This is a genomic window from Aquibacillus rhizosphaerae (assembly GCF_030282825.1).
Lineage (GTDB): Bacteria > Bacillota > Bacilli > Bacillales > Amphibacillaceae > Aquibacillus_C > Aquibacillus_C rhizosphaerae.
In genome coordinates, this window is record NZ_JASTZU010000063.1 from 564,142 (window position 1) to 576,255 (window position 12,114).

Consider the following 12,114-nt stretch of genomic DNA (forward strand, 5'->3'; position numbering starts at 1 on the left):
CAGTTGTTATTCCTTGTGACAGACAATAAAAAAATATTTAAAAGTGTCAGCACTACTAAATGGTTCTTTATGTAGTGCTGGCACTTTTTAATTTTTCAGTGAAAACTTTAATTTCTTTTATAAAGTGTTCGAATAAACCATTATGCTAACAGAAACGGTTAAATGGGAGCTTCATCAACTTTGAAAGGAGAATGAGGTACAGGCTATTTTATCCATTCTCTTAATTTAGTGAGAAGTAATTATCTATTCAAGATATATTGACAATGATAATCATTCTCATATATAATCTCCTTAATCAATTAATACAATTTTATCCTTATGGTCTAGCTAAGGGTTTAGTAGCTTATTCAATGGAATATTGTTTATATAGGGAGGTAAGTGAGTATTATAATTTGTCAATGCTGCGGTTATATACATAACCAGGAAACTGTTGAAGATGAATGTAGCAATGATAATTATCTGTGTCCTTGCTGTGATTTCTATGATATCGAGACATCGGATTTTTAGTAATCGTCTAGAATAAATACCTTTCTTTTGGACTTGAATGAGGAAGATTGAATCGTGCTATTTAAGAGGTTATCAACAATTTAAGAAAATAATAGCAAATAAAAGGGGATAATAGGGATGGTTAAACATTTTATAACGGTCCAATCATTTTTTCATCAGATAGATTGTTTTTGTCCTGACGGTGATCATTCAGAAGTTATAAAAATTAATAAAGGCGATGTAATTAAAATTATTAATGAACGTAAATATATCAATGGAGTAGGATGGTATTTTTTGATTGAACATAACAGTCAAAACTCTTTTTTTGCTGCTCTTTCAGATTTGGATTACTATCATTCACAAGGCCTGTTACTTTCTATAATAGACATAGAATTGACTTTAAACTATTTAAACTTTCAGGTGGATCATGCGCTTGATAATGATGACGAGCTCGAGTTTATAGATGTATCAAATAAAATAATCGAATCGGATAAACTCAAAAAGAAACTAGTTGCATCCCTAAAAAGCAATAAACCTAAAACGATGAGTGTATAAATATTCTGTTTAAGGAGATCTTTTGTGGAATAGAGATTTAAAAAATATGATTAATCGTTTACTTTCAACTGGGAAGCTCACTATTTTAATGGTGAGAGGCTGTCGCTGATAATAAATGGGTTATTATAAAGCATAAAATAAGTTTGGATTAGCAGATCTGCTTTCGCAAAAATACCTAAAGTTGTATATACTAAATTACATATAAACTCTCATAGGTATAGTAGGTGGAAATAATTTGGTAACTAAACAAGAAGTTCGTGAGGAAAAGTGGAAGTATTTAACTGACAACAAGCTGGGGAGATTTCCTTTCCCGTTACAAAATCGCATTCCTAATTTTAAAGGTGCAGAAAAGGCAGCGCATTTTGTAACCCAAATGCCTGAGTATCAAAACGCAAAAGTAATTAAAGTTAATCCGGACGCTCCACAGCTTCCAATTCGAGCACAAATATTGAAGGACATGAAGACATTACTTGTACCGACCCCCAGGTTAAAAGCTGGGTTCATCATCGTAAAGCCAGCATGGGTCCCAACGGGCGAAGAAAGAAGAGCAGCTAGTCTATCTCATATAAAATCTTACGGTAAAGAGATTGCCCTTGACGAGATTCCAAACATTGACTTATTCTTTGCGGGTTCTGTTGCATTAAATAGAGATGGCAGAAGAATAGGAAAAGGGGAAGGGTATGCAGACCGGGAATATGCGATTATAAGAGAACTTGGAAATCCAGATATTCCGGTTATTGGTACGATTCACAGTGCTCAGTTAACTGATAAGGATATACCGATAGATCCTTTTGATCTAACTGTTGATTGGATTGCAACAGAAAAAGAACTTATTAAAACTGATTCTCCATATAAGAAGCCAAACGGCATACAATGGGACCTTGTAACAGAAGAGGAATTAGAAGCCATGCCCGTTTTAAGAGAAATACAAGAACTTACAAGGAACGGGACATAGGTTTTCTCTTCCCGTGTTTTATTCCGTTCCTTAGTAATTTATACTGCATATCTTAATATAATACCTTCATATTTAACTTATGGAATTCGGCTGGCTGTATATAGACTCATTTATTCCCCACATAAAAACCCTTCCCTATTGGTGTTCATCTATTCACAGTTGCACTATTAATTTTAATAGATTAAGTTTTTGAAGTAATAGAATTTATAAATAGGATATGTAAAATGAAGTGCTTCCAAAGCTAGTTATGTAGAAAAAAACAGAATTATATCGATTACGCTTATTAACGCGTATCCCTAACGAGAAAGAACAGTATAAGTTTGAAATTAGAGTAATTATCTAATCACCCAAGGTTTATTCCTGTACTTTTGTCACAAGTCAGCCTATGAAAAGCATATCTTATAAAAAATGTAATAGATATGGAGGAATAATAATGTATGCAAATTATCCCTATTTTTCATATGGAAATCCTAATGTAACGTATCCCACTGGTCAGGAAAAATATGAACACTGGAACGCCAATCCCGTTCCATATAGTTATCTTCGTCAACAACCTATACAAGGTCAGGCATATTGGACAGATGGAGGACCTATAACGCAGTGTGGGATTCCGTGGTCAACAAATCAATTTATGACTGCTGCTGTAGGGGCAACTACGAATTACCAATGTGGTGAGACTTTGAAGGTAAAGAATATTTCGAACAACAGAGAGGTTATTGTTACGATTGTAGATAAAGTACCTGGATTTTTAGCTAACCAAATTAACGTACATCGAAAAGCATTTGAAACGTTAGGAGCTAATCCAAGTATTGGGGTAATTAATGTGGAAATGACCTATTCTCCTGAACTTGAACAGGAGAAGTGGGGGAAATACTTGCTAGAAATTACCCAAGCAGGATATCCATCCTACAATGTAACGGAATATAATTTAGTGAATAAAACAAATGTATCTCCAACTCAAGAAAAAGAAGTGTATGAGTTCATTTTAAAATCATCTCAAGAAACGAAAAAAGTAAGAGGTAATGTAGCGTATAACCCGAGAACAGATAGAATTATTGCTTTTGATATACAGGAAGTGGGAATGTAAGGTTGCATGTGAGGGGACATCTTGCTTCCTTAGATGGAAGTAAGATGTCCCCTATTTTTTCTGAATCAATAATATATTGTCTTGAAATTAATAATACTCCCACTAGCTATACTAGTTAAGATTTGTATTCCACTTTTTAGTTAGGCTACTTATCCCAATTCCTAGTCGACCAAAATCTAAATCTGGAAAATAAAACCTGATTCAAGTGGCAGCTAGCCAATTCTTTCACCTATGGAATCCCAATAGTGGATAGCTTATTATGCGTTTAAAAGCAAGTGAACGATTGAATTTGACGTAAGCTTATTCCGGAATAAACCCATCTAAATCCAATCCATCGATATCCCGAGACTGAATCTCTACCAACAAATGTTGGATAAAACCAAAATTGCTGAAAACCTCGCGCCCACACATACGTGAATTTGAATAGACATCCACTAATACTTCCGGGATCAACGGCAAACGTTGATGCTTGCTGTGTTTGCGCTTGTGTAGGAACATAAGATGGAGGTGGTGATGTTGGAGGTCCTCCTTGCATATCTTGCCCTGGTGGTGTAGTTGGCGGTGAGCCAGGAAAACCAATTTGCGGGCCCATAGAACCTCCTTGCCATGGGAAATTCGGAATCATTTGTCTTTCGTCGACAGTTACATGTGGGAAATTATTTGGTTGAAATGGTACGGATAAAGGAAATGAGTTCTGTTCATATGAATTTTGCAAATACCCTTTTTCATTTGTTGAATACATTATATCACTCCTCTGACTTTTCCTATCATCCTATTCAGTAGTCATTGGTCTATAAACTTGTACCTAGAAAAATGTGCGTGTACCCACGAGAAAAGTAATTAAATATGATCTATGAATGCATGTTAGTAGGGATTTACTCAAAGCATCAGTTCTAAAAGTTATGTTTACTATTTTTCAAGTTGCTTTCCTCCTAACTTTCGTATCTTTGGTGCGAAATTTTATTATTTTGCTAACCCATTCGCTTTTCTCCATAGGCAATCTTGTTTTACAAATTTAACTTGATGAGCACTTTTAATTATATAGTTTGGAAATGGTTTTACCCAACTATATATTGTTGTAAGTGACGAAAAAATTGTTATTATGAAATTGATTAATTAATATAATCTTTTGCCGAATTAATGAGCAAGATGTCAGTAGGGGATTTAATGAAACTGTTGAAAAACTATCAATCCAGAGTCACAAAGGTAGATTAAAAAGAAGCAGGGAACTGTTTCCCTGCTTCCTATTGAATTGCTTGATGTGAAAGTCTATATTGGTGTGGAGTTGTTCCTATCATTTTTTTAAACAACTGTATAAAATAGGATACGCTTCCTAACCCTACGCTCTCACCGATTAATTCTATTGGTTTCTGGGTCATCTGTAGTAATTGACAAGCTTGCTTGATTCTCAGAATAGTAATATATTCTGTTAAACTATTTCCAGTTTCACGTTTGAATACTCTTGAGACATAGGACTTTGATAAGTGAAGTTCAGCCGATAACCGTTCCAAGTCAAAAGGTTCCATGTAATGTTCTTCTACCCAATTCATAATCCGTTCTGAATAGTGAAGGGAACGAAATTTGTTATTAGTGGGTATATCTAGTTCAACATCGTGAATGTTGGAACGGATACAAGAGAGCAATTGCATAAGAAACAGCTGACTATCTTCCTCCATATGGCTTGTGTGTAATGATTTATTAAATATTTCACATACCACGTACATATAATCATATTCATTTTCTAAATCAAATGCTTGAGTTTCATTTACACCATTTTGTAATTGATTTAATAAGGCATTAAGACCAGGAAACAAGTGCAAGTTTTTTCCGAGAGTTAGTGGATCAAAGTGCATGATACTCCGCTCATAGGGCGTATCAGCGGATACTTCAACATGTACTTTATGTAATTGAAAAGGTTGAAAAAAGAAAAGCATTCCCTTTTTTAATTCATAAGTCTGCTGATTTACAATAACACGCCCATGTCCGCGATAGACAAATAGTAATTCACACCCTTGGTGCCAGTGATAAAATCCTTGAAAATCCTTGTCTGAAACTCTACGATAAATCCAATGAAACGGCTTTAAATCTATTTGTTCAAATAAATTATTCTTCATTTTTACCCTCCGTATATGTGGTGTATTGTATAAAGTTTTATGATGAAAACTTTATTAAATAGTCTTTAAATACGAATTATTTCCATTTCGCGTACCTATTGAAGAATAATGAACCCATACTTTGTTACACTTAAATAAGATTACAATTTGTTCTAAATTTAAGTTAGAACAATATAACGATATTATTAGTTATTATACAACAACTTTTATCCTATGAGCCAAGTTATAATTTAATAACCTGATATAATTAGCAAAGTGAAATTTTGTTAATTATAACTAAAACCATAATTAAATTAGGGGTGAATGTATGTCAAATATTAATGACCGAGCGTATTGGTTAAAAACGATGCTAAAAATTGCTAATCCAGTCCTTACTTCTCTAGCGAATAAACAGTTAAAGCAACGTATGCCTGTTGAAGGAAAGAATGAAGGTCAAAAAGATTATACTCATTTGGAAGCGTTTGCTAGGCTGGTGTGTGGGATGGCTCCGTGGATTGAAAATGGTCCAGAGGATGGTGAAGAAGGCTTACTAAGAAAGCAATATGCAGAGCTTATTAGAAGTGGTATAAAAGAAGCGACGGACCAACTATCACCAGATTATATGAATTTCTCAAATGGTCACCAACCCATTGTTGATACTGCCTTCCTTGCTCATGCCTTAGTGCGTGCACCTAAGGAACTGATAGGAAAACTAGAACCGACCGTAAAGATTAAAGTTATTGAAGCATTAAAACAAACACGTACCCGAAAACCACACTTCAACAACTGGCTATTATTTTCTGCAATGATTGAAACTGCTTTATATATACTTGAGGAAGATTGGGATCAAATGAGGGTTGACTACGCATTAAAACAACATGAGCAATGGTATGTAGGTGATGGCGTATATGGAGATGGCCCAGCATTTCATGCAGATTATTATAACAGTTTTGTTATTCAACCTATGATGGTAGATATTATTGATCATGTTGCTCATCTTTCACCTGATTGGCAAGAGATGAAGTCCAAAATTCACCAAAGAGCTATAAGATATGCGGTGATTTTGGAGAGAAGTATTTCACCAGAAGGTACTTTTCCTATTGTAGGAAGATCGATAGCTTATCGCTTTGGAGCATTCCAACATTTAGCGCAGATGGCTTTGCAACAGAGGTTAGATGATAGTCTTAAGCCAGCACAAGTTCGGTGCGCATTAACAGCTGTAATTAGAAGATTGATAGAAATGCCAGGAACCTTTGATGATGAGGGATGGTTAAAAATCGGTTTATGTGGTCATCAGCCTCAATTAGGCGAACCTTATATTTCTACCGGAAGTTTATATTTGTGTGCGACCGTTTTCCTTCCATTAGGCTTGTCGTCGGATGATTCTTTTTGGCAAGGGGAAGAAGAGTGGACAACGAAGAAAGCTTGGTCAGGAAAATCAATTTCCATCGATGCAGCTCTACATTAATTCTATCTTTAGCACAATCCATGAAAAAAAGTGAGTGGAATCATATATTCACAAAAAACATCCATTTATATCGTACTAAAACAGAATGCATTTGTCCTATATTGTCCAGACAATATGATTCATCCAAGGTGGAAGATGGAGACTTCTTGCCTATCGTTTTGAAATCCAAATCTTATAAGGCCTATTAATTGGGCCGCATTACTTGTCCCATGTCATAGTCTAATAAGGAAAGAGTGATAATGATGGTAAAAGGATTGTACATTATGGATCAAGATCCATTTGAATTAGTATATTCAGAAGAAGTGAGGAAAGAAATTGCGACTTTATCAGATATATATCGATCACCTATGACCAATCAACAAATTCAGCAGGACCTTTCAGTTTTAAAGGAGGTAGAAGTGATTTTTTCTGGTTGGGGAGGTCCAAAGCTTGATCAAGCTTTGCTTGATGCGGCACCAAATCTAAAAGCATTTTTTTATGCTGCGGGATCACTAAAGAATATTGTAACCGATGAAGCCTGGGATCGTGAACTATTAATCACTAATGCTGTTAGAGCGAATGCTGTACCAGTGGCAGAATTTACACTATCACAGATTTTGTTCTGCTTAAAGAAAGGATGGACATTTACGAGAAGTGTTAGAAGTACAAAGCAATTCCCCAAAAAACCTTTTGATATCCCAGGTGCTTTTGGAAGCACGGTTGGAGTAATTTCTTTAAGTACAGTTGGGAAAATTGTTTGTGAGCTACTTAAACCATTTGATATTAAAGTGATTGGCTACGATCCATATATCAAGGAAGAAGAAGCCAAACAGTTAGGTGTGGAACTATGTAGCTTGGATGAAATTTTCAGAAAATCAGAAGTAGTTTCTTTACATGCACCTCTTTTAGATGAGACCAAGGACATGATTGGCAAAGAACATTTTTCTCAAATGCCTCCAAGCTCTAGTTTCATCAATACTTCAAGAGGAGCTATAGTAAGAGAAACAGAAATGATTGAAGTTTTACAAGAAAGGTCAGATATAACGGCTGTCTTAGATGTAACTTTTCCTGAACCACCAAACCAAGACTCTCCTCTTTATCAATTAGATAATGTGGTATTAACACCACACTTGGCAGGAAGTGAAGGGAAAGAATGTGGAAGAATGGGCCACTATATGCTAGAAGAGTTTAAACGATACCTAAATGGAGTACCGTTGCAATGGCAGGTTAAGAAAGAACATTTTAATATTTTAGCTTAAGGTTCCTCGTTAATTATAAGAAGCAGGGTGAAGGCTCGTGCGCTCACGCATCAAAAGTTTTGGACCGTTCCCTGCTTCTTTTAAACGCATTAAATTAACATAATTTATGCTTTGACTTATTTACTAAAAGTGATGAAAACGCTTATAATTAAATTGTTCTTCGGCTTGCTGAGAAATTAGCTTATAAGGTACGCGATATCCAAACGGAAAGATCTGAAGGGAGAAAAATTTATGTTTAATACAAAATCTTTTGAGGGCGTTAATTTTTATGAGGTAGACTGGGACTTAAAAGGTCAATTATGGGCACACGATCCCGTCATTTCTAAAGAGGGGAATACTTGGTATGTTTTTCACACAGGAAGAGGGGTACAGATAAAATCGTCAGAAGATGGTTCTAATTGGAAGGCGGAAGGTTCTATTTTCGAAACCTTACCAGAATGGTGTAAAGCGTATGTGCCAGAAAAAGACGAGGAAAGTCTTTGGGCACCAGATATATCGCTTCATAATGGCATTTACTATTTATATTATTCCGTTTCTACATTTGGAAAAAATACGTCTGCCATTGGTTTGGTAACAAACACAACGATTGATCCGAACCACCCTGATTATGATTGGAAAGATCATGGTCATGTAATCCACTCTACAGAAGAAGATAATTACAATGCGATTGATCCAAATTTGATTGTTGACGAACAAGGCAAGCCCTGGTTAAATTTTGGTTCTTTCTGGTCAGGTAACAAATTGATTGAATTGGATCCGAAGACAATGAAGCCAAAAGAAGGTGCAGAACTTTTATCCATCTCCAGTCGGACGGAGCAACCTAATACAATTGAAGCGCCTTTCATCGTACATCGTCATGGCTATTATTTTCAATTTGTATCCTTTGACTTCTGCTGTCGCGGAGTAGAAAGTACATATAATATTGTCGTTGGACGCTCGAAAGATATCACGGGGCCATATTTCGATAAAGATGGTGTCTCCATGATGGAGGGAGGCGGGACACAAATTGATGCTGGAGATGATCGTTGGATAGGACCTGGTCATTGTGCTGTTTTCTTCTCAGGTGATGGTGACTCCTCTATTTTAGTCAATCATGCCTATGATGCTTTGAATGAAGGAAAACCGACATTGCAAATAAGACCATTATATTGGGATGCGGATAATTGGCCTTACTTGAAAAAATGAGGAAGAAGCAGGGGACGGTTCTCCGCTTCCAAAACAAAGATTTTGGAAGCAAGGAACCGTCCCTGCTTTCTTCAAGACAAAAAAACTGATCACACGAAGTGACCAGTTTTCAAAGCCTTTTTATGCTGCAGTTGTAATACCAGAAGTAATTCCTCTAGCTTCCAACTCCCTTTTTGTTTCTTCATTAGCCGGCTTATAGCCTTTTTCAAGAAGCTCTTTTATGTATAACTTATTATAAACAAAAGAAAAAATAAGACCAGGAATCCAAGCTCCAACGCCAAATGTGAAAGCACCCGCTACAGCTGCCAAAAGAAACATTATTACAGCCCATTTTAAATCTCCTCTAATTAGGGCAGGAATAAATCCAAAGAAGAATGTAGTCCAACTAAAACCGATTTTGACTTTCTTTGTTATTCCAGCTTCGTTCTTTAAAATACCTTTCATGTCATCTCCTCCTTTCCACTTAGTACGAACAGTCTAATTATACTACAAAATATGACATATATTAACTGATTTTATTAAAAATTATCAATATAATTGCACGAGGGACTATATACCCCCTGTCTAAAAGACTATAGGTTAAGATTTCATGTCTTAATAATTGTGATATCAGATGAAAATGCTCATAGGGAAAATACTATACCTTGCATAAGGACAAGTGTTTTTTGGAGAGATAAGATAGAAAAAGGAAGCAAGGAACCGTCCCCTGCTTCCAAATACCATTATGGATTTACAATAAGCTTATCTATATTGATTCTTTTCCCAGTATTTCCATTTACCGCTATTTTAAATCGAACAGGGTCTGTTTCATTCACGCTAATTGTTTTCTCTTCTAAGCTCGCATTACTTGTAAATGGACCTGCTACATTCGTCCAATTATTACCGCCATCCGTCGATTTTTGAAGTGACCACGCGGCACCGGAATCCTCTCCGAAATTCGCATGAGATAGTGTTACAGTACTGGACCTGTTAACGTCAAAATTCATAAGAATTGCTCCATTGGAACGAATACGTGCAGATTGGGACCCATCTTTCTTATCCGAGGACAAATTGCCAAGAAGTGCATTATCAAAATGCCAGTTTCCTGACGCTAGATTTATATTACCAGCTGCATATGCTCCTTTAGAACCTGTATCAAATTCTTCTAGAGGTTCACTCGTTGCTTTTTCGATTGTAAAGTTATCAATGTTCACTCGTTTACCTGAAGTTCCGCTTACAACAATTTTAAATCTGACCGTTCCCGCTTCCTCTACAGCGACTGTTTTTTCTTCAAGTGAACTGTTACTTGCAAAAGGACCAGCAACGTTTGTCCAACTACTACCACCATCCGTCGATTTCTGTAGCGACCACGCGGCACCGGTATCACTTCCAAAATTCGCATGAGAGACGGTCACTGAGTGAGCACTTTCTACATCAAAATTCATACTGATCTTTCCGTTGGATCGAATACGAGCAGATTGTGAACCGCTCTTTTTATCAGAGGCTAACGTACCAAGTAGTGCATTGTCAAAATGCCATTCACCAGAATCTAAAGAAACATTACCAGCTGCATATGCTCCTTTACTGCCGCTTTCAAAATTCTCGGTCCCATCCGTTTCAGTGGGAGGTTCTTCACTACGAGTATCATTATAACCATATGAGCCAACACTAAAAGTAGAATTATCCCACCAATTATATCCGGGAGACGGGGTTGCCCAAGGCTCTTGTTCAGGCTCTGTAGATGTCTGGGGATTTTCAATCGTTAATAAATCAGTCGGCTGGTCAAGTTGCAAACCTGAAACTTGATCAAATGAAGTATAAGTCTCTTGTTCTGCTAGCCAATTAATCAAATTTGTTAACAACACATGATTATCCTGATCATAGAAACCATCATAGGTTGTTTTTGTTTGACCATTTTCTTCCCGTTTATATTTTGGAGTGATATCCTCAACAGGTGAAGAATCTCCAATCACTGCCACTTTCCCTAGACTTGGCTTTGAAATGGCAACATACGGACCTTCTGCTACACCGCCGCCATTATAGACACCCTGATCTACTGCATGTGACCAAGCTTGTGTTGTCTCTTCGACATATACAATACCTTTTGCTTTATTTGGATCAGTTATTGCAAGTGTCGAACCTGCGTGCATTGTCATTTCTGTTACATTTTCGGTAATATCGAAACTTTGCTGTGGGGAAACGATAATATCACCAGCAACATTACCCAAAGCATTGTAACGAATTCTGATACCAAAGTTGTTGGATAGCCAATCAGAGCTATTCACATTTGTCATATAGAATGAATTCGCTTCTTCTTGGCTCATGCCAAGCGTTGGGTCATTCCAAGCCCCTCTGCGATACCCATTAAAAACTTCTGAAGAATCCCATCTATTTTTGTTTCTATCTGCATTATAATGATCTGCGATGAAAAAGATACTACCTCCTTGATCCACATAATCTAATAATGCTTGTTGTTCTTGTGTAGAAAAAGGAATATTGGCTTCAGGAATAACGAATACCTCATAGTTACTTAAATCACTTAGGGTAATCCTGCCTTCCTTTCTTAATTCTTTTACAAAGTAGCCTTCGTCTGCAATCGCATCAGCAAAATCAGAAAATGCGCCATCAATCACCCAGTCAGCTGCTCCAGCGGTTTGACCGTGGGCGTTATCAAATAATACAGACTTTCCGTTAGCATTTCCAGGCGGGGAAATCTCTGGAGCTGGATCTGTTGGACTTTCAGCTAATACACTCGGAACCACAAATCCAAATAAGCTTGCTACCAATACTAGACTAATCAACATTTTTTTAATCAACGTACATTCCTCCTTCATTTGTGAGAAATCCTTCTAACACTTACAATCTAGCAAACGAATATAGAGTTAGTATAGAGGAAAAGTTAAATTCTCGTTAATTTTAAGTGAAGAAGCAGGGGACGGTTCTCTGCTTCCAAATCAAATATTATGGAAGCAAGGAACCGTCCGGGACCAGTGAAAAACTAGCGTTTTTTTCTATGTTTCTTAATAAACCTTTATTCGAATGACCATGACACTTTAAAAATGTGCTTT

At 36.5% G+C, this 12,114-nt stretch carries 10 protein-coding genes; 6 read left to right on the forward strand and 4 right to left on the reverse strand.

Translation table 11 applies throughout. The annotated features are described in order from the left end of the window. Positions 1-624: 624 nt before the first annotated feature. The 3 genes from QQS35_RS22740 to QQS35_RS22750 all read left to right on the forward strand — a co-directional run bounded on the left by QQS35_RS22740 (position 625) and on the right by QQS35_RS22750 (position 3,083). On the forward strand, positions 625-1,041 hold the full coding sequence (locus QQS35_RS22740; protein WP_285934549.1) for a hypothetical protein: 417 nt from the start codon (positions 625-627) through the stop codon (positions 1,039-1,041). A 235-nt stretch (positions 1,042-1,276) separates the two neighbouring features. After that, positions 1,277-1,996 (forward strand): 5-formyltetrahydrofolate cyclo-ligase, encoded by a 720-nt coding sequence (locus QQS35_RS22745; RefSeq protein ID WP_285934550.1) that lies wholly within the window; start codon positions 1,277-1,279, stop codon positions 1,994-1,996. 433 nt (positions 1,997-2,429) lie between these two features. Then, positions 2,430-3,083 (forward strand): DUF3889 domain-containing protein, encoded by a 654-nt coding sequence (locus QQS35_RS22750; protein WP_285934551.1) that lies wholly within the window; start codon positions 2,430-2,432, stop codon positions 3,081-3,083. Between the two features lie 265 nt (positions 3,084-3,348). Here the strand turns inward: QQS35_RS22750 and QQS35_RS22755 are convergent, their stop codons facing one another. Together QQS35_RS22755 and QQS35_RS22760 are read right to left on the reverse strand one after the other, a co-directional pair. Then, positions 3,349-3,825, reverse strand: a complete 477-nt coding sequence (locus tag QQS35_RS22755; RefSeq protein WP_285934552.1) for a hypothetical protein — start codon at positions 3,823-3,825, stop codon at positions 3,349-3,351. 502 nt (positions 3,826-4,327) lie between these two features. Next, positions 4,328-5,197, reverse strand: a complete 870-nt coding sequence (locus tag QQS35_RS22760; protein ID WP_285934553.1) for an AraC family transcriptional regulator — start codon at positions 5,195-5,197, stop codon at positions 4,328-4,330. Between the two features lie 307 nt (positions 5,198-5,504). On the opposite strand from QQS35_RS22760, the gene QQS35_RS22765 reads away from it, so the two are divergent. From QQS35_RS22765 to QQS35_RS22775, 3 genes are all read left to right on the forward strand, one after another. Beyond that, on the forward strand, positions 5,505-6,644 hold the full coding sequence (locus QQS35_RS22765) for a DUF2264 domain-containing protein (RefSeq protein WP_285934554.1): 1,140 nt from the start codon (positions 5,505-5,507) through the stop codon (positions 6,642-6,644). A 242-nt stretch (positions 6,645-6,886) separates the two neighbouring features. Beyond that, entirely contained in the window at positions 6,887-7,882 is a 996-nt protein-coding gene (locus QQS35_RS22770; protein WP_285934555.1) for a hydroxyacid dehydrogenase, read from the forward strand. Positions 7,883-8,113: 231 nt separating this feature from the next. After that, complete coding sequence (locus QQS35_RS22775) at positions 8,114-9,067, forward strand: arabinan endo-1,5-alpha-L-arabinosidase (protein ID WP_285934556.1); 954 nt, start codon at positions 8,114-8,116, stop codon at positions 9,065-9,067. A gap of 120 nt (positions 9,068-9,187) precedes the next feature. Here the strand turns inward: QQS35_RS22775 and QQS35_RS22780 are convergent, their stop codons facing one another. Then, positions 9,188-9,511, reverse strand: a complete 324-nt coding sequence (locus tag QQS35_RS22780; protein ID WP_285934557.1) for a DUF2628 domain-containing protein — start codon at positions 9,509-9,511, stop codon at positions 9,188-9,190. Positions 9,512-9,789: 278 nt separating this feature from the next. Further along, positions 9,790-11,850, reverse strand: coding sequence for an Ig domain protein group 2 domain protein (locus tag QQS35_RS23000; protein WP_407934004.1), 2,061 nt, complete (start codon positions 11,848-11,850; stop codon positions 9,790-9,792). Positions 11,851-12,114 lie beyond the last annotated feature (264 nt).